We start from the raw sequence: 20,184 nt of genomic DNA on the forward strand, positions 1-20,184 counted from the left end.
TTGACCTGAGACACTACGAATCTGGGAACTTCTCGCCAAGGAACACATCACTAAACGAGGTAACCCCTATGCCAGAAAAATCTTGTTCAAGTGCATTCACAACATCGCTTCAGCTAGTCATACTAATCCCTGCCATATCGCTGACTTTTATGAGAAACGAAAAAGACAATCGACAATAGCTTCAACTAAGCCACATACGATTGCCTCTATACATCGTCTCATTCGAACAATGTATTACCTCATTACGCATAACAAACTTTACGATTACTCTTTGACCCAAAATCGATAAGGCTGTCTATGCCGTATTATTGTAACACCTTGTTTCAAAAAATACCAGATGAGGTGTTTTTTTAGCATGCCCATTTATGGATAAAAAAGGGTTAAAAATAAGACAGTAACCTCAGAATAGATACTGTCTTATCTCTTTTTTTACTTAAAGCCTTGATAGACTTGACAAATGGTAGAAAAGAGCCTAGATTGGACAATCTTTTTATAATACTCGGAGATTATTTCTTCTTGACAATGAGTCGGAAAAGATTCTTAAAGCCTTGTTTGAGAACAACGATGAAGCTAGGTGCTTTTCTTAAACTTTCTCGAGGAATTCTTTTTTGAATTTCTTTCAAAGTTATTCGGCTTTTTCGACTGGCAAAACGGAAACGTCCATTTTGCTTAGTACGGATTTCAAAACGTGGGATGAACTTACCACCGAAGTAGACATCGGCAATCACATAAGTGATTTCATCCCAAGGAATTTGAACGTAGTCTTGTAACTTCGTATCATTGTAAAATTCGAAGGCCTTATCACCGACCATGATATTTCCGTAAATAGGCCCTTCACGGAACCAAGTTCCCTTAGATGTGTGAGCCATTTCGGTATTGAGCGATTTAACCATACCTTGCTCCGATTAGAGTAGACCAATAATGTGGAGTACAATAGCTAGAACAAAGATACCCAAGATGATAACAATTGGAGAAACTTTTCTCTTAAGAAGGTACATGCAGAGGAAAGTCAAACCAAGGGCAGCAAGACCAGGAATCAATTGGTTCAAGTTATCTTGCAAGGTTGTCACTTTGTTAACGTCAAGAGAGCGACCGGCAGCTTGTTGATGGAAGGCTTCTTTAACACCGGCAATACCTTTTGGAAGTTTATCCCAATCGATATAAGCTCCTTCTTGTTGTTTAACAGTAGAGACAACTGGTGTGAAGGTAATGCTTACCCAACGTTGGATAAGAGAACCGATAACGAACATCCCCATCATTGATGCGCCACGAGTTACTTGTTGAAGAAGGTTACCAGACACGTCGTCTGTAATCGCAGCGCCAGCTCTATAACCGAACTCTTGAGTGTACCATTTAACAGCGGCAACCATAACGTTCCAAAGAACGAAGAAGACGATTGGGCCTAGGACGTTACCTGAAACTGCCAAACCTGCTCCTAGTGAAAGGAAGATCGGACGAAGGGTAAACCAGAAGAGAGGGTCACCGGCACCTGCAAGAGGTCCCATCATACCAACCTTAACCCCTGAGATAGCGGCATCATCGATGTCCGCACCGTTGGCACGTTCTTCTTCCAAAGCAAGTGTAACCCCAAAGATTGGGTTAGCCATGAAAGGTTGTGTATTGAAGAATTCCAAGTGGCGTTTAAGAGCCGCAGCTCGGTCTTCTTTTGATTGATAAAGTTTTTTGATTGCTGGGATAAGAGTGTAAGCCACACCACCATTTTGCATACGTTCATAGTTAAATGAAGCTAAAAGGAAGTATGAGCGCAAGAAAGCTTTGAAACGATCTGCTTTTGTTAATTTAATTTTTGAATCAGCCATTTTCTTTCCTCCTAATTAAAAATCTTCCAGAATTTCACCGAGGGGATCACCTGATCCTCCGTCGTTTGAAGAACCCAATGAACCACTAGCTTCAAGTGCAAGGTACATAACGGCAAGGCAGAGACCGATGATACCCAAGCTAATCAAGGTCAATTCTTTGAGGGCAGCCAAAGCAAAACCAAGGAAGAAGAATGGCCAAACTTCGCGACTAGACATCATGTTGATAACCATGGCATAACCAACGGCTACAACCATACCACCACCGATTGTCATACCTGATGTTAACCATTCAGGCATAGATTCAAGACCAGATTGTACAAGGTGCGCAGGAATCAAGAGCAAGAGGAGGGCAGGGATAGCAACACGGAGACCTTGAAGGGCCATACCGATAAAGTGCCATCTTTCAACACCAGCGATATCAGCCTCTTCAGCACGACTATCCATAATGTGAGAGATGAAGACAGTTGCAGTACGGACAAACATTGTCAAGGCAAGACCTGCAACAGCCAAAGGAACCGCAAGGGCGATGGCTGGACCAATTCCTTTAGCTCCTTGACCACCCAAGATAAGGATAATCGTAGAAGCTACAGCGGCAAGTGAAGCATCTGGTGCCATGGCAGCACCAACGTTAGCCCATCCCGAAGTAATCAACTGCAAGCTACCACCCAACATTACGCCGAGTTCGAGATGACCAGTAACAAGACCGATAAGGGAACAAGCCACAACTGGCTGGTATGTTTCGATTTGGTCGTTAACTGAGCTACAACCGATGATGAAAGCAACAATTACGACTAAAATAATTTGTACTAAACTCATTTATGCATCCTCCAAAATTATTTCTTCTCTGCTAATTTAGTTTCAGCTGACTTAATCAAGGTATCAACGTTTGCTGGGCTATCACTTGGTACCCCACGAACGTCAAATTTGACACCCAATGATTGCAACTCTTTGATAGCATCCACATCTGTTTGGTCAAATGAAAGAGCTTTAGTAACGTTGACTTTTCCTTCTTTATAAGCTGAAGAACCAAGGTTGATTTCTTTAACATCAACACCTGCTTTAACAGCAGCAAGAGCATCTTCAACAGATTCAAAGAGAAGCATAGCACGTGTATCACCAAAACGTGGGTCATTGTTTGCTTTAACCATATTTTTAATTGGGATAACGTGAACTTGAACACCAGATGGAGCGGCTTGTTTAATCATGCTTGTACGAAGTTTATCATGACAAACAGTGTCTGAAACAACGATAATACGGTCTGGGTGAGTTGAGTGAGTCCAACCAGTCGCAACCTGACCGTGGAGGAGACGTGTGTCAACACGAGCCAAAACGTATTTGATTTTTCCATCACCAAGAACAGTTCCTTCAGGAATGGTACCCTTAGGAACAGAAGGCTTAGCGTTGGCTGGTTTAGTGTCTTCTTCAGGAATAAGGCCTTCTGGAAGGACTTTAACGCCTTCTTTTGTTTCCTTATAAATGTTGGCGACAACCTCTTCAACCCCCGCGTCAGGAGCTACCATACGTTCCGTATATGCTTGGATAAGCATTGGCAAGTTGAGTCCTGTCACGATAACCATCTTGCGATCAGGATTTTCTTCCTTGATACGGCTTGCCTGGTTAAATGGTGATCCAGACCAAAGGTCTGCAAGGACAAGAATTTCGTCGTCAGCGTCAAATTGAGCGATGGCATCTTTGAAGTGAGCGTACAAGTCGTCTGGACCTTCATTTGGCATGAAAGTAACCACTTGAACTTTCTCTTGTTCACCAAAAATCATAGAACCTGATTGGTGAATACCTTCAGCGAATTTACCATGGCTAGCAATAATAATACCGATACCCATTAGTGTTCTTCCTCCTTTTATATATTGCTTCTTAGGAATAGAAAAATGATTATTGGTATTATCATTCATGACATGAAAATGACAACAATATTTTTTTAGCCCCTCGAAAATTAGAACAATCTAATTGTAAAACGTTATCATAGATTTGTCAATACTTTTCGTAACAAAAGTGTCATAAAATTGAAAAAAATATCAAATTATCGCAAATATACTTTCTTTTCAGACAAAAAGAGTTAGATATAGTTTGAAGCTATATCTAACTAGAAGAAATGGGATTAAGAAAAAATGAGATAAATGCTTGTAATAGCTATTAATGGCTGCTATAATTTCTTCAATTAGCTATTTAAGGTTAAATCTATAAGAAAAGAGGACCTCCTTATGTCAGATTTACTAAGTATTTATAATGAATTGCAATCTAAGAAATGGGTTGACTTGACCCACAAAATTAATGCAGAAAGTCCACACTTTCCAGCTCTCCCAGCTTTGAAACAAGAAGACCTTTTCACATTAAAAGATGTTTTCCATGTTCAAAAATTTACAGTAGTTGGTCAATACGGAACGCATATTGATGCACCGATTCACTTTGTAGAAGGTGGTCGTTGGTTGGATGAGATTGCTCTCAAAGATCTTCTTTTACCACTCTATGTTATCGACAAGTCTAAAGAAGTTGCTGCGAGTCCAAACTTTGTCTTGAGCAAACAAGATATCTTAGACTTTGAAGCAGAACATGGACGAATTGTTGAAGGGGCCTTTGTCGCTTTTCGTAGTGATTGGTCGAAGCGTTGGCCAGATCAAGATGCTATGCGCAACCTTGATGAAAATGGGGTTCAGCAAAGTCCAGGTTGGAGCCGCGAAGCTCTAGAATTCTTGATTCATGAACGCCATGTTAAGGCTGTCGGTCATGAGACTTTTGATACAGATGCTGGTATTCCAGCAGCAGAACATGGCTTGGTTAACGAATACTACCTCTTGGAACAAAACATTTATCAGGTAGAAGTCTTGAACCAATTGGATCAAGTTCCAGCCGTTGGTGCTTTGATTTCAATTGCATTTCCTCACTGGGACAAGGCGACAGGTTCCCCAGTGCGTGCAGTGGCTATTTTACCTTAATCAGAACAAAAGACACCGAAGAAATTTTCAGTGTCTTTTCTTGTTTATAAAAAGAGTTCTTGAAGTTTGCGAGCAACGCCATCCTCTTCATTAGTCCACTCAATTTGTTCGTTAGCGTGGGGAAGAAGGACAGAGCTAGCATTCTTCATGGCATAACCAGTTTTAGCAAGTTCCAACATCTCTGTGTCATTGTGTTCGTCACCAAAAGCAATCAAATCATCCGTTGATTTACGCATGGCCTTAAGTAAGTAGTTCAGGGCGTAGGCCTTGTTAATACCTTTAGGCGAAAATTCCAAAATATTAAGTGGGCCACCCCAAGAATCAACTTCAATTTCTTCCTTGAAGTCTTTCTTGATGTCATCGGCTAGTTGGTACTTATCTTCATGGCGAGTTTGCATAAGGAGAGCGTTAGGGTTGCGCGTGATTTTAGTTGGTTCTAAACGCATAGCCTCAATAATTTTATCAACACCAAAGAGTTGTGGTTGAATACGCTCTGGGTGATTCATAGTGATATAGAAGTGTTTTCGATATTCACTAGCCAGAAAATCCATCTCTAATTCATCATGGCGTTGTAAGAGGCTAATCAGATATTTCTTATCTAATTTAACCGAATGCTCATAAGCCCAGTCTTGGTCTGGAAGATTGGTCAAAGAGCCGTTGAAGGTGATGAGTGGTGTTTCTAACCCTAGTGTTTTGTAATGGTCAATAGCCATACGATAAGGACGACCTGTAGCAATAACGACTTGGTGTCCTTTGTTTTGTACGTCTTTAATCGTTTTTTGTGTAAATTCTGAAATAGTTCCATCTGGGCGTAATAACGTTCCATCAAGATCTAGTGCAATCAATTTTTTTGTCATGTTCCTATTATAGCAAAAATCTGTCCTTTGTTGGTGATTAAGAAAGAGCTTTCTAAGAACGTTCGGTTTTTCATAAGAAAAGTCTCAGGAAATAAACCTTGCACCGTCAAATGATTTCATGTAGAATAGTAATGTTGCATTCTACATGAGAATGTTCCGAAATTATTCGGATTTTGACAATATTTTTTATTAAGGAGTCTAAACTTTCATGGAAAAGTTTTTCAAATTGAAAGAACATGGTACTGATGTCCGCACAGAAGTGACTGCCGGATTGACAACTTTCTTTGCCATGTCTTACATCCTCTTTGTTAACCCAGCGATGTTGGCCCAAACAGGAATGCCTGCACAAGGTGTTTTCTTAGCAACAATTATTGGTGCGGTTGCAGGGACATTGATGATGGCATTTTATGCTAACCTACCATACGCTCAAGCGCCTGGTATGGGGCTTAATGCCTTCTTCACCTACACAGTGGTCTTTTCTTTGGGTTACACTTGGCAAGAGGCCTTAGCAATGGTCTTTCTATGTGGTGTTATTTCATTGATCATCACGGTAACTAAAGTACGTAAGATGATTATTGAGTCTATTCCAACAGCTCTCAAATCTGCTATTTCAGCAGGTATCGGTGTTTTCCTTGCCTATGTTGGGATTAAAAATGCTGGTTTCTTGAAATTCTCAATTAATCCACATACCTACACTGTAGCAGGTAAAGGTGCTGACATGGCCAAGGCGTCAATTACAGCTTCATCGTCAGCTACACCAGGTTTGGTTGCCTTCAATAATCCAACTGTAATTGTAGGTTTGATTGGTCTTGCGATTGCGATTTTCTTTATTGTTAAAGGTATTCGTGGTGGAGTTCTTCTTTCAATCCTCGTAACGACTATCATTGCTATTTTTGCTGGTGTCGTTGATCTTGGAAGCATCGATTGGCACGCAGCTAGCTTGACATCATCTATTAAAGATCTTGGTCAGGTCTTTGGTGCAGCGCTTGGATCTAAGGGATTGGGATCACTCTTTGCAGACGTTTCTCGTTTGCCTGGTGTCTTTATGGCTATCCTTGCCTTCTCATTGACTGATATCTTCGATACTATCGGTACCTTAATCGGTACTGGTGAGAAGGTTGGTATCATTGCTTCAACAGGTGATAACAACGAATCAAAAGCTCTTGACCGTGCTCTTTACTCTGACCTTGTTGGTACAAGTATTGGTGCCATTGCAGGGACTTCAAACGTTACAACTTACGTTGAATCTGCAGCAGGTATTGGTGCTGGTGGACGTACTGGTTTGACAGCTCTTGTGGTTGCTGTACTCTTTGCCATTTCTAGTTTCTTTAGTCCAGTGGTGTCAATCGTTCCAAATGCGGCAACAGCGCCTATTCTTATTATTGTAGGTGTTATGATGCTCTCTAACCTTAAGAGTGTCGATTGGGAAGACTTGTCTGAAGCTATTCCTGCCTTCTTCACTTCTATTTTCATGGGATTCTCATATAGTATTACCTATGGTATCGCAGCTGGTTTCCTTACTTATACTTTGGTCAAAATCGTCAAAGGTCAAGCTAAGGATGTCCACTTTATTATGTGGATTTTGGATATCTTGTTTATCCTTAACTTCATCAGTATGGCTGTGCTCTAAAGTTTGAATCATACAAAAGTCTGGCACTTGTGTCGGGCTTTTGTAGTTCTCTTGTGAAGCACGATTTTCCTATTTTTAAGGCTGTTTTTTAAAGGAAATTGAAATCAAGACAAATAGATGTTTGGGATTTAATTTTATGAGTACTAAATAAAGCTAAGATAAGTTTTTAATTAGTGTGTCGTCTCTGCACTTGCGGTTGAGAGGAGTCATTATTTGCATGATTTTACTGGAAATTTACAGCGGATTCTAGTCCATATTTTTATTTTTGATATAATGAAAACATGATTTACAGTCGAAATGAAGAGGAATTGATAAGCATTGGCCAAAACATTGGTAGCCTGCTCAATTCTGGTGATATAATTGTTCTCTCAGGTGATCTGGGAGCGGGCAAAACCACTTTAACGAAAGGGATTGCCAAAGGTTTAAATATTTCACAGATGATTAAAAGTCCGACCTACACTATCGTTAGGGAGTATGAAGGACGTTTGCCACTATATCATTTAGATGTGTATCGTATAGGCGATGATCCAGATTCTATTGACTTGGATGATTTTCTATATGGCGACGGCGTAACGATTATCGAGTGGGGTGAGCTCTTGGATGAGGATCTCTTAGGGGATTATCTCTTGATTTCGATAGCTCATCATGATGATGGACGACAGTTGACGTTCGAAGCTTTTGGACCGAGAAGCCAAGAAATTCAGGAGGCTATATTAAATGGCTGAGCGAGAATTAGTCATTGAAGAAGCCCAAAGAGAAGATGCAACTTCGTTGGCCTTATTACTTGAGACGGTGGCCTTGGAGTCAGACTTTCTAGCCCAGGATGATAGGAGTTCTGTCCTGAGTGCTGAACAGCTAGCATCTTATATTGATAGTCGCCAAAATGTGACTAACGAAATTTGTTTAGTGGCGAAATTAGGCCATGAGGTCATTGGTGTTTGCAATGTTACTGCTGACCAAGACACTAAAACCAGTCATATCGGTGATGTCTTTATTGCGGTCTCTAAGCTTTATTGGGGACATGGCGTTGGTCAGTCTCTTATGGAATTAATGATTGATTGGGCCAATCATACACCGGCTATTCGTCGTTTAGAGTTGACGGTTCAAGCACGTAATGAACGGGCAGTTCACCTCTATCGTAAATTTGGATTTGACATCGAAGGCACTAAGAAACGTGGTGCCAGAACTAAAAATGGAGAATTTCTAGACGTTTACCTTATGGCTAAACTTATAGATTAGGAAAAAATATGAAACTTGGACGAAAAATTTTATTAATGTTGTTGGCGATTTTTGCCACTACTGTAGTAGCTGCGGGTATTTACCTAACGACAACCTACAACTATGCAACTGGTGAATTGTCAAAGACATTTAGGATGTCTAAGGCAACCACAGGTAATAGCAAGGCGATTCAACAGACTAAACCGATAACTATCTTGTTAATGGGGGTAGATACGGGGTCTAAAGAACGTAAGGAAACCTGGGAAGGGAACTCTGATACCATGATTTTGGTGACGGTGAATCCTGAGACTAAGAAAACAACCATGACCAGTCTAGAACGTGACCTGTTAACGGATATAGAGGGGTCAGGACAAGCCAAACTGAATGCAGCCTATGCTGAGGGAGGCGCCGACTTGGCTATCTCGACGATTCAAAAGGTTTTAGACATTGATATTGACTATTATGCACTGATTAATATGCAAGGGATGATAGATCTGGTTAATGCCGTAGGTGGTATTGAAGTAACCAATCATTTCGATTTTCCAATTTCGATTGCAGAGAATGAACCAGAATTTCAGGCAAAAGTTGAGCCAGGAACCCACAAAATTAATGGTGAACAAGCCTTGGTTTATTCGCGTATGCGTTATGATGACCCTGATGGTGACTATGGTCGTCAAAAACGTCAGCGTGAGGTTATTCAGAAGGTTGTTGCCAAGATTTTGAAGATGGACTCTATTGGTTCCTACAAAAAAATCTTATCAGCTGTGAGCTCAAATGTGCAAACAAGTATTGAGCTTGGTGATACAGATACTCTCCGTAGTTTGATGGGTTATAGTGATGCCCTTAAAAATATTAAGTCTTATCAGTTGGCTGGTTCGGATGCCATGATTAATGGTGGAAGCTATCAAATGGCTTCAACTGAAGATATCCTGAAAGTACAGAACCGTATTAGAAAAGAAGTCGGTAAGAAAAAGGTTTCTGAGTCTAATCTTAAGACGTCCTTGGTTCTCTCTGGCTCAGGAGCATCAAGTTATGGATCTGATAGTTTCGTTAATTCGAAATCAAATGCAGCCTCTAATGAATCCTCTGGAGTGTATGAGGGTGCCACTGTAGAGGGAGCGGGTAGTGCTTCAGTAAATACTTATGGTGGGAACACCACTTATAGCAGTAATTATAGTGGTACAACAGGTAGCTATGTTCAGGATCAAGGTACGGCAAGTGCCACTTACAATAATGGTGGTTCTGGTGTGACTACTTATAGTTCTGCTCCGGCGACGCAATAGAAGGATTGGGAATTCCCATCCTTTTTCTTATGTCTATCTTGTGATATGGTTATTCCTTGCAATGGTTTATGAGCTATGCTATAATATAGGAAAATAATGAAAGAGAGGCGGAGTAGAAACTTCGTCTCTTGTGTATGTAAGGAGGTCATAATGTCACAAAAAATTATTGATCTCGTGACGGCTGTCGTAGCACCAGCTATTCCTGGGCCCTACGAATTGGTCGATATCGAGTATGAAAAGCTTGGCAGTGACTATGTCTTGTCCGTTTTGATTGATAAGCCAGGTGGTATTACTGTCGAAGATACTGCAGACCTGACTGAAATTATCAGTCCTCTCTTGGATACTATTCAGCCTGATCCCTTTCCGGACCAATACATGCTGGAAGTATCTAGTCCAGGGTTAGAGCGTCCCTTGAAGACCAAAGAAGCTTTGACCAATGCTGTTGGTCAGTATATCAATGTTAGTCTTTACAAGGCTATTGATAAGATTAAGATTTTCCAAGGTGACTTGGTGGCCTTTGATGGGGAAATCCTAACAATTGATTATCTTGACAAGACTCGCCATAAAACTGTTGAGATTCCCTATCAAACAGTTGCTAAAGCTCGTTTGGCAGTCAAACTCTAGAACTCTTAGTGTAAATAAAGAAAGGATGCCAGTTTTGCCTTTGAAGGGCTAAAACGACAAAGAATATGAGCAAAGAAATGCTAGAAGCCTTCCGTGTCTTGGAAGAAGAAAAACACATTAACAAGGATGATATCATCGAAGCTGTGGTTGAATCGCTTAAATCAGCTTACAAGCGTCGTTATGGTCAATCAGAATCAGCTGTTGTTGAATTTAATGAAAAAACAGGTGATTTCCAAGTTTATACTGTTCGTGAAGTTGTAGACGAAGTCTTTGATAGCCGCTTGGAAATCAGTCTTAAGGATGCGCTTGCTATTAGTTCTGCCTACGAACTCGGTGATAAGATTCGTTTCGAAGAGTCAGTGGATGAATTTGGTCGTGTGGCAGCGCAATCTGCTAAGCAAACCATCATGGAAAAAATGCGTAAGCAAATGCGTGAAATCACCTATAATGACTACAAACAACATGAAGGTGAAATCATGCAAGGAACAGTTGAACGCTTTGACCAACGTTTCATTTATGTCAATCTCGGGACTCTTGAGGCTCAATTGTCACGTCAAGATCAAATTCCTGGCGAAAGCTTTAAGTCTCACGATGTGATCGATGTCTATGTTTATAAAGTGGAAAATAATCCAAAAGGTGTTAACGTCTTTGTAAGCCGTAGCCATCCTGAGTTCATCAAACGTATCATGGAACAAGAGATTCCTGAGGTATTTGATGGAACTGTAGAAATTATGAGTGTGTCTCGTGAAGCTGGTGATCGTACTAAGGTTGCTGTTCGCAGCCATAACCCTAATGTTGATGCCATTGGTACCATTGTTGGGCGTGGTGGAAATAATATCAAAAAGGTGGTCAGCCGCTTCCATCCAACACGTTTGGATGCTAAGACAGGTATTGAAGTTCCTGTTGAAGAGAACATTGATGTTATTCAATGGGTTGAAGATCCAGCTGAGTTTATCTACAACGCTATTGCACCTGCTGAAGTGGACTATGTCCTCTTTGACGAAAATGATAGCAAGCGTGCGACAGTTGTCGTTCCAGATAATAAATTGTCACTTGCGATTGGTCGTCGTGGACAAAACGTTCGTTTAGCGGCTCACTTGACTGGCTATCGTATTGATATCAAGTCAGCTACTGAATATGAAGCTCTTGAAGCTGAAAAAGCTGAGGCTGCTACAGAAGAAGTTGTAGACGAGGTTGTTGCAGAAGAAACTACACCTGTTGAAGTCACAACAGAAGAAGTAACAGAAGCAGAATAAGAAGAATTTAGAGGTGTTTGATGGCTAAAACACGAAAAATACCTTTACGAAAATCAGTTGTCTCAGGAGAAATCATTGATAAACGTGATTTGCTCCGTATTGTGAAAACTAAAGATGGTGAGATTTTCATTGATCCAACAGGAAAGAAAAATGGCCGAGGAGCTTATATTAAATTAGATAATGAGGAAGCTCTCCAAGCTAAAAAGAAACGAGCTTTTAACCATAGTTTTTCAATGGAAGTTCCTGAAAGTTTTTACGATGAACTTATCGCCTATGTGGATCACAAGGTCAAAAGAAGAGAGTTAGGTCTTGAATAACACAGAAAAATTGTCCAATTTACTTGGACTAGCGCAAAGGGCTGGAAAACTTATTTCTGGCGAAGAACTTGTCATCAAGGCAGTTCAATCAAGAAAGGCAAGATTAGTCTTTCTTGCCAATGACGCTGGTAGTAATGTGACTAAAAAGATGACTGATAAATGTAACTACTATAATATAGAATTCTCCACAGTGTTTAACGCACTGGAATTAAGCATGGCTATTGGTAAACCGAGAAAAACGGTTGCTGTGGTTGATGCTGGATTTTCAAAGAAAATGAGGACTCTTATGGACTAAAGAATAGGAGGGCATCACGTGTCAAAGAAACGATTATATGAAATCGCAAAAGAGGTTGGTGTAGAAAGTAAGGTTGTTGTCGCAAAGGCGCAAGAACTAGGGCTTTCTGTTAAAAGCCATTCCTCATCAGTTGAAGAAGCTGATGCTAATCGTATCACTTCAAGTTTAAAAGGAGGCACAGCTAAGGCAGAGAGTAAGCCTGCTCCAAAAGTAGCACCAGCTCCTAAGAAAGAGAAGGTTACGCCAAAAGCTGAAAAGGCTTCGACGTCCAAACCGGCTCCTGCTAAGGAAACCGTAAAGGCTGAAGCTAAAGAAGCTCCTGTGACGCCGAAAAAGCCACAAAGTCGTAACTTTAAGGCAGAACGTGAAGCACGTGCTAAGGCAGAAGCAGAGCGTCGCCAAAATGGTGGTGGTCGTGACAACCGTAACCGTAATCGCAATAAACAAGGTAACGATCAAGGTAAACGTCACAATAATGACCGTCGTAACCAAAATGGAAATGGTCAAGGAAACCGTAATAACGGAAACCGTGATAACAAAAATAATCGTGACCGTAATTTCCAAGCTAAACAGCGCAATGATCAAGGTCGAAATAAGCGTAATGATGCTGCCCGTAACAATCAGGCAGGTCCACGTATTGACTTTAAAGCGCGTGCAGCAGCCTTGAAGGCAGAGCAAAATGCAGAGTATTCACGTCAAAGTGAAACGCGTTTCCGTGAAGAAAAAGCTGCAGAACAACGCCGTGCAAAAGAGCAGGAAAAGGCAAGACAAGAGAAGCATCAGGCAGAAGTAGCCGCTCAAAAAGCAGTGGCTGAAGCTAAGCCAGCTCCCAAACCAGCTCCGGTGGCTGCTCAACCAGCCCCAGTCGCACAAGCACAAGATACACGTCGTAAAAAGGCACGTCCTGATAAATCACGTGATAATCGTCGCGAGAATGAAGATGGACCTAAGCAAACAAGAAATAATAAGTGGAATAATCAAAACCAAGTGAGAAATCAACGAAATAGTAACTGGAACAAAAACAAAAATAAAAAGGTAAAAACAACCGTGGTAATTCGGCTCCAAAACCAGTAACCGAGCGTAAATTCCATGAATTGCCAAAAGAATTCGAATACACTGAGGGTATGACGGTTGCAGAAATCGCAAAACGTATTAAACGTGAGCCAGCTGAAATCGTTAAAAAACTCTTCATGATGGGTGTTATGGCAACTCAAAACCAATCTCTGGATGGAGATACCATTGAGTTGTTGATGGTTGACTATGGCATTGAAGCAACCAAGAAAGAAGAAGTTGACAATGCTGATATCGAACGTTTCTTTGTTGATGAAGATTACCTTAACAAAGATGCTATGGTAGAACGTGCACCAGTTGTTACTATCATGGGACACGTTGACCATGGTAAAACAACCCTTCTTGATACCCTTCGTAACTCACGTGTTGCTACAGGTGAAGCTGGTGGTATCACACAGCATATTGGTGCCTACCAAATTGAAGAGGGTGGTAAGAAAATTACCTTCCTTGATACTCCTGGACACGCGGCCTTTACATCTATGCGTGCTCGTGGTGCCTCTGTTACGGATATTACTATCTTGATTGTAGCTGCGGATGATGGTGTTATGCCACAAACGATTGAAGCCATCAACCACTCTAAGGCTGCTGGTGTTCCAATCATTGTTGCGATTAACAAGATTGATAAACCAGGTGCTAACCCAGAACGTGTTATCGGTGAATTAGCAGAGCATGGCGTTATCTCAACTGCTTGGGGTGGCGATAGCGAGTTTGTTGAAATCTCAGCTAAATTTGGCCAAAACATTGAAGAATTGCTTGAAACCGTTCTTCTTGTGGCTGAAGTGGAAGAGCTTAAAGCGGATCCAAGTGTTCGTGCTATCGGTACTGTTATCGAAGCCCGTTTGGATAAAGGTAAAGGTGCAGTTGCTACCCTCCTTGTTCAACAAGGTACCTTGCATGTTCAAGACCCAATCGTTGTTGGTAACACCTTCGGACGTGTCCGTGCTATGACTAATGACCTTGGTCGTCGCATTAAGACTGCAGCGCCATCAACACCAGTTTCCATTACTGGTTTGAATGAAGCTCCTATGGCGGGTGACCATTTTGCCGTATATGAAGATGAAAAAGCAGCCCGTGCGGCTGGTGAAGAACGTGCAAAACGTGCTCTTATGAAGCAACGTCAACAAACACACCGTGTTAGTCTGGATAACCTCTTTGATACCCTTAAAGCTGGTGAAATGAAGACTGTTAATGTTATCATCAAGGCCGATGTACAAGGTTCTGTTGAAGCCTTGGCAGCATCACTTCTTAAGATTGATGTTGAAGGCGTTCGTGTGAATGTTGTTCACTCAGCGGTAGGTGCTATCAATGAATCTGATATTACACTTGCGGAAGCTTCAGACGCTGTGGTTATCGGATTTAACGTTCGCCCTACGCCTCAAGCTCGCCAACAAGCAGAAACTGATGAAGTTGAAATTCGTCTTCATAGCATTATCTATAAGGTTATTGAAGAAATCGAAGATGCTATGAAAGGGATGCTTGATCCAGAATTTGAAGAAAAAATCCTTGGTGAAGCAATCATTCGTGAAACCTTCAAAGTTTCTAAAGTCGGAACAATCGGTGGATTCATGGTTACTAGCGGTAAAATTACTCGTGAATCAAGTGCCCGTGTCATCCGTGATGGTGTTGTTATTTTCGATGGTAAATTGGCAAGTTTGAAACACTTTAAAGATGATGTTAAAGAAGTCGGAAACGCTCAAGAGGGTGGTTTGATGATTGAAAACTATAACGATATTAAAGTTGACGACGTTATTGAAGCTTACATCATGGAAGAAATCAAACGTTAATTTTTGTCAGATTTCTCAGAAAGAGCTGACTTAGGAGACAAAGCTAGGTCATCAGGCCTGGCTTTTGTTCCATTATAAGAAAATGAAAGGATGAGACTATGGGAAATTCATTTCGTATAGACCGTGTTGGGATGGAAATTAAACGTGAAGTCAACGAAATTCTTCAAAAGAAGGTTCGTGATCCACGTGTTCAAGATGTAACCATTACCGATGTGCAAATGCTTGGCGATTTGTCAGCTGCAAAGGTATTTTATACCATTCATTCAAACTTGGCATCAGATAGTCAAAAGGCCCAAACAGGACTTGAAAAGGCGACTGGTACCATCAAACGTGAACTTGGTAAAAATTTGACCATGTATAAGATCCCAGATTTGACCTTTATCAAGGATGAATCTATCGAATACGGTAATAAAATTGATGAAATGCTTCGTAATTTGGAGCGTAAAGACTAAGATAACATTCCTGTCAATTATGGCAGGAATTTTGCGTTATAATAGAATAAAAAGGAGGACTACGATGAAAGTTACAGTCTATTTGGGTGCTAATATGGGAGATAGTCCAAGCTTTAAGGAGGCAACAATTGCCTTAGGTCGCTGGATTGCTAAAAATGGACATACCCTAGTCTATGGTGGTAGTAAGATGGGTCTTATGGGGGTTCTTGGTGATACTGTTTTGGAAAATGGTGGACAGGTTCATGGGATTATGCCGCAATTTCTTAAGGATAGAGAAATTGCTTATGAGGGATTGACATCAATGACGATAGTAAAAACGATGGCAGAGCGCAAGACAGCTATGTTAGAGCAGGGTGAGCTCTTTATCGCCCTTCCAGGAGGTCTCGGAACACTTGAAGAAATCTCAGAAGCCATTGCTGCTGCTCGTGTGGGTAAGCTGGACAAACCCTGTGTTTTCTTTAACCTAAACGGCTATTATGATGCCATGAAGGCCATGTTAGATACCATGGTTGCTCATGATTTTTTAGAGGCTGGAACGGCTGCAAAATTCCTCTTTACAGATGATTTTGCTGAAATTGAGGCCTTTGTTCAGTCTTATACCCCACCTCAATTGCGACGTTATAGGTAAGTATCGGTGAAGAAAGGTTCTTCTGCATTTAAGTGGAAGGACTTTTTATAATCAGATGAACATTCGTGTAAGTTTCAGAAAATCACCCAAAAGGCTTAACAAAAACAATAATTTTGTATATAATGATGTTTGTAGTTTTAGTAATTTAATTAATTTTCCTCATCATCTGTGAGTAACATTCATAATCACTAAATACCCCTCTTGGTTTGGAAAACTTTGCCAATCATTAAAAGCATTTAATGATTTTAGGGAAATGTGGGATATAGGATGAAACGGAAGGGATGATAGTAATGTCTATTAGGGTTAAAAGTGTTAGTTTTGAGGATTATCAAAACACACAGGTAACCGCAAAGTGTGCCAATTTTCTGCAGTCTGCTGAGATGTCCAAACTTCAAGAAGGTGAAGACCATATAGAAAAAGTAGAAGCCCTGGTTTTCGAAAGAGATGGCTTAAGGGTAGGCCAAACGATAGTCGTTTATAAGAAGAGATTTCGTATATTTAAAAAGGCTCTCTTGTTGCATGGTCCCCTGTTAAATTACCACTCTCTTGATAGTTTGACAGAGCTACTTGAGGCTTTAATACTCTATTTAAGAAAGAAAAATATTGCCACACTTTCCATACACCCTTATCTGACAAATCTTATTAGAAATGAAAAGCTTGAAAATATCGAAGTAGATAAGGCCAGTGATGTGCTAAAGGTATTTGAAACATTAGGTTTTGAGCACTCTTTGGATTCGGAGCAATCTTTAGTAGTTAACCAGATGTTTGTCAAGCCAATTGAAAATTTTGCTAGTTCTGATGAGATTCTTGCTGCCTTTTCTCCATCATTGAAGCGAGACCTCAAAAAATTCACTGCTCTGAATGTCAAGATTGAAGAGTTGGATGAGCATCAACTTGACCAGTTCTACGATATTTTAAGTCGAACGGCGGAGAGAAAGGGATTTTCTGTTCATCCGCTGGTTTATTTTCAAAATCTAAAAAAATGTTTTGGCAAATCTGCCAAGTTTATGTTGGCTTATTTGGATTGTCCAGCCTATCTAGTTTATCTTGACGAGAATATTCAGTCTTTTGAAGCCAAGATTCAGGCTTTAAAAGAAGGTCCTCAGAAAAAACGTACCAAGGGTCAAATAGCAGATGCGGAGGATCAGCTGAGAAGCTACTATAAGCGCTTAGAGCAATTCAAGTCTTACCAAATCAAGACTGACAAATTACCGCTTTCAGCTTATCTTTTCATGGATTATGGTCCGGAAATTGTCAGCTTTTACGGAGGTAATGATGAAGCCTACCTTAATTTTGGTGGAGCGGTTTTGCTTCATTGGGAGATGATAAAATATGCTAAAAGTAAGGCTAAAAAGCGTTTTAACTTTTACGGTACTATTGAAACTGAGGCAGCTAGTTCTGGCAAAGGAAACTTTAACTTTAAGCGTCAGTTTGGCGGACAATTAGAGACGCTTGTTGGCTCATTTGATAAGACCCTCAATCCCTTCTACGATATTTTTAAGAAGACACTAGGTAAGGACTAGTTTCCATATAGAAAAAAGTCAATTGAGGCTAATTGTAATACCTCAATTGACTTTTTGTTGTTTACAAATATTTCTTAGCGACTTCAATATCACCAGCATAATCAGTGTGTTTACCATTTACAATTTGAAAGGCATCAGCTCCCTTACCTGCGATAACAAGGGCATCTTTTGAGCCTGTAGTTTCAGACATGGCAGTTTTGATGGCCTCCTCACGATCAACAATGATACGCACCTCACGATTGATATGACTAGCAATCTCTTGGCAGATGGTAAGGGGGTCTTCCTTGTTAGGGTCATCAGCAGACAAGATGACATCTACCTCGGGGTAAGTGTTGAGGACATGACCAAAGTCTTTACGACGGCTTTCCCCCTTATTTCCAGGAGCTCCTAGTATCAAAGCAATCCTACCTTTTTGGTGGTCAGTTACGACTTGCAAGAGCTTGTCTAGACTGTCACCATTGTGAGCATAGTCGACAAATACCTTAGCACCATTTGCCTGAGTGAGAATTTCCATACGACCTGGAACAGAGGTTTGAGCAATCCCTTTTTTAATGTCTTCGAGACTGGCTCCAAGACGTAAGCAGGCTAAACCAGCAGCCATAGCATTATCCTGATTAAAGTCACCGATGAGTTGGATATCGTAATCACCAGCTAGTTTACCTTTTGCTTTAAAGCTAAATCCTGAGCTATGTTGAACGGTATTTTCAGAGTCCTTACCATAGAAGTCGTGGTCTTTATCAGCGACTTCCTCCGCAACAAAATTGAAGTGATCCATACCACTATTGACGATGACTGCTCGACTATTTTCTAAGAGCAGACGCTTGTGGTAGAAGTAGTCTTCAAAGGTTGGGTGTTCAATAGGCCCGATGTGGTCTGGACTGATGTTAAGAAAGACGCCTACGTCAAAGGTTAACCCATAGACTCGTTTGGTTAGATAGGCCTGACTTGAAACCTCCATAATCAGATGGGTCATGCCATTATCAACAGCTTCGGACATCATACGGAAAAGATCCAAACTCTCAGGTGTTGTTAAGGTAGACTTGAAGAAGGTTTTTCCGTCTAGTGTCGTGTTCATGGTTGAAAGCATAGCAGGTTTATGACTTTGCTTAAGAATGTTATAGGCAAAGTAGGCCGCCGTTGTTTTCCCTTTTGTCCCAGTAAAAGCCAGCAATTTCAGCTTGTCTTGAGGGTATTGGTAGAAGGCCTGAGCAACGAGGCTCATAGCTTGCTTGATATCTGAAACAATAATGGCAGGGATTCCCACTTGGTAATCTTTTTCGGATACGTAGAAGCTCAAGCCAGTTTTGACAGCATTCTCTAAAAATTCACGCTTGAAGCCAGCCCCCTTGGCAAAGAAGAGGGAAGATGGTGTGACATCACGACTGTCGTAAGAAAGATGCTCAAAAGTCACTCCAGTCCATGAATAGTAGTAGTGGTCTTGGTCAATAATATCTCTAAAATTACGGTCCTTTTTAAGAACCTCTAGAACTTGTTCAATAGTAATCATAGTTCCTATTTTAGCCTTAATGTTCTTGTTTTACAAGTCACAGCCAAAAGTTTATAATAAACTAGATTATATTTTATTCTCTAGAAAGAAAGTTATGACTGAAACTAAAACTGACACACAGCAGCAGCAGATGCTAAGAGGGACGGCATGGATGACAGCATCCAATATTATCAGTCGTCTCTTAGGGGCACTCTACATTATTCCTTGGTATGCTTGGATGGGCAAACAAGGAGACCAAGCCAATGCCCTCTTTGGTCAGGGGTATAATATTTATGCCCTTTTCCTTTTGATTTCGACAGCAGGGATTCCAGTCGCCATTGCCAAGCAGGTGTCTAAATACAATACTCTCGGCAAAATGGAAACGAGCTTCTTTCTACTCAAGCGTATCTTGTATTACATGGTCGGTCTGGGCGTCATTTTTGGGGTTTTCATGTACTTCGCTTCGCCTTGGATGTCTTATCTTTCAGGGGGAGATGGAGACTTGGTTCGAGTGATGCGTAGTCTTTCTTGGGCGGTTGTTATTTTTCCATCTATGTCTGTTTTACGAGGCTTTTTCCAGGGCTTCAATAACATGAAGCCATACGCCTTGAGTCAGATTGCGGAGCAGATTATTCGTGTCATTTGGATGCTGTTGGCAACTTTCTTCATTATGAGGATTGGGACAGGTGACTACGTGACTGCCGTTGTTCAATCGACGTTTGCCGCTTTCATTGGTATGTTGGCTAGTTACGGGGTGCTTTTCTTCTACCTTTGGAAGGAAGGTAAGCTCAAGAGTCTTTTTGGTAAGCAGGCCGTTCATCCTGATATCAATCCAACTGCAATTGTTATTGAGACATTTAAGGAAGCCATCCCCTTCATTATCACTGGGTCAGCGGTTCAACTTTTCCAGTTGATTGACCAATGGACTTTCATCCGTACTATGGAGAAGTTTACAAGCTATAGTAACAGTCAGCTTCAGGTTCTCTATG

The 20,184-nt window shown here is 40.9% G+C and carries 19 protein-coding genes and 2 pseudogenes; 15 read left to right on the forward strand and 6 right to left on the reverse strand.

What is annotated here, in order from left to right:
- A pseudogene (locus HSISS3_RS11355) lies at window positions 1-289 on the forward strand (transposase); the annotation flags it as partial.
- Between the two features lie 217 nt (window positions 290-506).
- Here HSISS3_RS11355 and HSISS3_RS01420 read toward each other — a convergent pair.
- From HSISS3_RS01420 to HSISS3_RS01435, 4 genes are read right to left on the reverse strand one after another with little or no spacing between them, the layout of a single operon-like run.
- Window positions 507-893 carry a DUF956 family protein gene (locus tag HSISS3_RS01420; RefSeq protein WP_021145046.1) on the reverse strand — a complete coding sequence of 129 codons (387 nt, stop codon included), beginning with the start codon at window positions 891-893 and terminating at the stop codon, window positions 507-509.
- A gap of 12 nt (window positions 894-905) precedes the next feature.
- Window positions 906-1,820: a PTS system mannose/fructose/sorbose family transporter subunit IID gene (locus HSISS3_RS01425; RefSeq protein WP_021151446.1), complete on the reverse strand. Its 915-nt coding sequence runs from the start codon at window positions 1,818-1,820 to the stop codon at window positions 906-908.
- Window positions 1,821-1,835: 15 nt separating this feature from the next.
- Complete coding sequence (locus tag HSISS3_RS01430) at window positions 1,836-2,636, reverse strand: PTS mannose/fructose/sorbose transporter subunit IIC (protein ID WP_021151447.1); 801 nt, start codon at window positions 2,634-2,636, stop codon at window positions 1,836-1,838.
- Between the two features lie 17 nt (window positions 2,637-2,653).
- Window positions 2,654-3,661, reverse strand: coding sequence for a PTS sugar transporter subunit IIB (locus HSISS3_RS01435; RefSeq protein ID WP_021151448.1), 1,008 nt, complete (start codon window positions 3,659-3,661; stop codon window positions 2,654-2,656).
- 378 nt (window positions 3,662-4,039) lie between these two features.
- Here HSISS3_RS01435 and HSISS3_RS01440 point away from each other — a divergent pair, with 378 nt between their 5' ends.
- A complete protein-coding gene (locus tag HSISS3_RS01440) occupies window positions 4,040-4,771 on the forward strand; it encodes a cyclase family protein (protein ID WP_021151449.1) in 732 nt (243 codons plus the stop codon).
- 44 nt (window positions 4,772-4,815) lie between these two features.
- Here the strand turns inward: HSISS3_RS01440 and HSISS3_RS01445 are convergent, their stop codons facing one another.
- The gene (locus tag HSISS3_RS01445; protein WP_014633589.1) at window positions 4,816-5,628 is read right to left on the reverse strand and encodes a Cof-type HAD-IIB family hydrolase; all 813 of its coding nucleotides are present in this window, start codon (window positions 5,626-5,628) and stop codon (window positions 4,816-4,818) included.
- A 208-nt stretch (window positions 5,629-5,836) separates the two neighbouring features.
- On the opposite strand from HSISS3_RS01445, the gene HSISS3_RS01450 reads away from it, so the two are divergent.
- The 12 genes and pseudogenes from HSISS3_RS01450 (at window position 5,837) to HSISS3_RS01505 (ending at window position 17,709) form a co-directional block, all read left to right on the forward strand.
- A complete protein-coding gene (locus tag HSISS3_RS01450; protein ID WP_021151450.1) occupies window positions 5,837-7,258 on the forward strand; it encodes an NCS2 family permease in 1,422 nt (473 codons plus the stop codon).
- A gap of 281 nt (window positions 7,259-7,539) precedes the next feature.
- Window positions 7,540-7,983: a tRNA (adenosine(37)-N6)-threonylcarbamoyltransferase complex ATPase subunit type 1 TsaE gene (gene tsaE / locus HSISS3_RS01455; RefSeq protein WP_021145053.1), complete on the forward strand. Its 444-nt coding sequence runs from the start codon at window positions 7,540-7,542 to the stop codon at window positions 7,981-7,983.
- Window positions 7,976-8,497, forward strand: a complete 522-nt coding sequence (locus tag HSISS3_RS01460) for a GNAT family N-acetyltransferase (protein ID WP_021151451.1) — start codon at window positions 7,976-7,978, stop codon at window positions 8,495-8,497. The genes tsaE and HSISS3_RS01460 overlap by 8 nt, the downstream gene beginning before the upstream one ends.
- Before the next feature lie 8 nt (window positions 8,498-8,505).
- Window positions 8,506-9,759: a glycopolymer--peptidoglycan transferase LytR gene (locus HSISS3_RS01465; protein WP_021151452.1), complete on the forward strand. Its 1,254-nt coding sequence runs from the start codon at window positions 8,506-8,508 to the stop codon at window positions 9,757-9,759.
- Window positions 9,760-9,909: 150 nt separating this feature from the next.
- A complete protein-coding gene (rimP, locus tag HSISS3_RS01470) occupies window positions 9,910-10,383 on the forward strand; it encodes a ribosome maturation factor RimP (RefSeq protein WP_021151453.1) in 474 nt (157 codons plus the stop codon).
- 65 nt (window positions 10,384-10,448) lie between these two features.
- Window positions 10,449-11,639 (forward strand): transcription termination factor NusA, encoded by a 1,191-nt coding sequence (nusA, locus tag HSISS3_RS01475; protein ID WP_042771701.1) that lies wholly within the window; start codon window positions 10,449-10,451, stop codon window positions 11,637-11,639.
- 20 nt (window positions 11,640-11,659) lie between these two features.
- On the forward strand, window positions 11,660-11,956 hold the full coding sequence (locus HSISS3_RS01480; protein ID WP_008535929.1) for an RNase P modulator RnpM: 297 nt from the start codon (window positions 11,660-11,662) through the stop codon (window positions 11,954-11,956).
- Window positions 11,949-12,251, forward strand: a complete 303-nt coding sequence (locus HSISS3_RS01485) for a YlxQ-related RNA-binding protein (protein ID WP_021151455.1) — start codon at window positions 11,949-11,951, stop codon at window positions 12,249-12,251. The genes HSISS3_RS01480 and HSISS3_RS01485 overlap by 8 nt, the downstream gene beginning before the upstream one ends.
- A gap of 18 nt (window positions 12,252-12,269) precedes the next feature.
- Window positions 12,270-15,106, forward strand: a pseudogene (gene infB / locus HSISS3_RS01490) (translation initiation factor IF-2).
- A 98-nt stretch (window positions 15,107-15,204) separates the two neighbouring features.
- Entirely contained in the window at window positions 15,205-15,558 is a 354-nt protein-coding gene (rbfA, locus tag HSISS3_RS01495) for a 30S ribosome-binding factor RbfA (RefSeq protein WP_002889159.1), read from the forward strand.
- 64 nt (window positions 15,559-15,622) lie between these two features.
- Entirely contained in the window at window positions 15,623-16,186 is a 564-nt protein-coding gene (locus tag HSISS3_RS01500) for an LOG family protein (RefSeq protein WP_021151458.1), read from the forward strand.
- A gap of 290 nt (window positions 16,187-16,476) precedes the next feature.
- On the forward strand, window positions 16,477-17,709 hold the full coding sequence (locus HSISS3_RS01505) for a lipid II:glycine glycyltransferase FemX (RefSeq protein WP_042771702.1): 1,233 nt from the start codon (window positions 16,477-16,479) through the stop codon (window positions 17,707-17,709).
- 61 nt (window positions 17,710-17,770) lie between these two features.
- On the opposite strand, the gene HSISS3_RS01510 is transcribed toward HSISS3_RS01505, so the two are convergent.
- The gene (locus HSISS3_RS01510) at window positions 17,771-19,216 is read right to left on the reverse strand and encodes a UDP-N-acetylmuramoyl-L-alanyl-D-glutamate--L-lysine ligase (RefSeq protein ID WP_021151460.1); all 1,446 of its coding nucleotides are present in this window, start codon (window positions 19,214-19,216) and stop codon (window positions 17,771-17,773) included.
- 94 nt (window positions 19,217-19,310) lie between these two features.
- Here HSISS3_RS01510 and HSISS3_RS01515 point away from each other — a divergent pair.
- Window positions 19,311-20,184, forward strand: an 874-nt coding sequence (locus tag HSISS3_RS01515) for an oligosaccharide flippase family protein (protein ID WP_042771703.1), incomplete at its 3' end; no start/stop codon positions are given.

It is taken from the genome of Streptococcus sp. HSISS3 (assembly GCF_000448605.1).
GTDB classification, from domain to species: Bacteria; Bacillota; Bacilli; order Lactobacillales; family Streptococcaceae; genus Streptococcus; species Streptococcus raffinosi.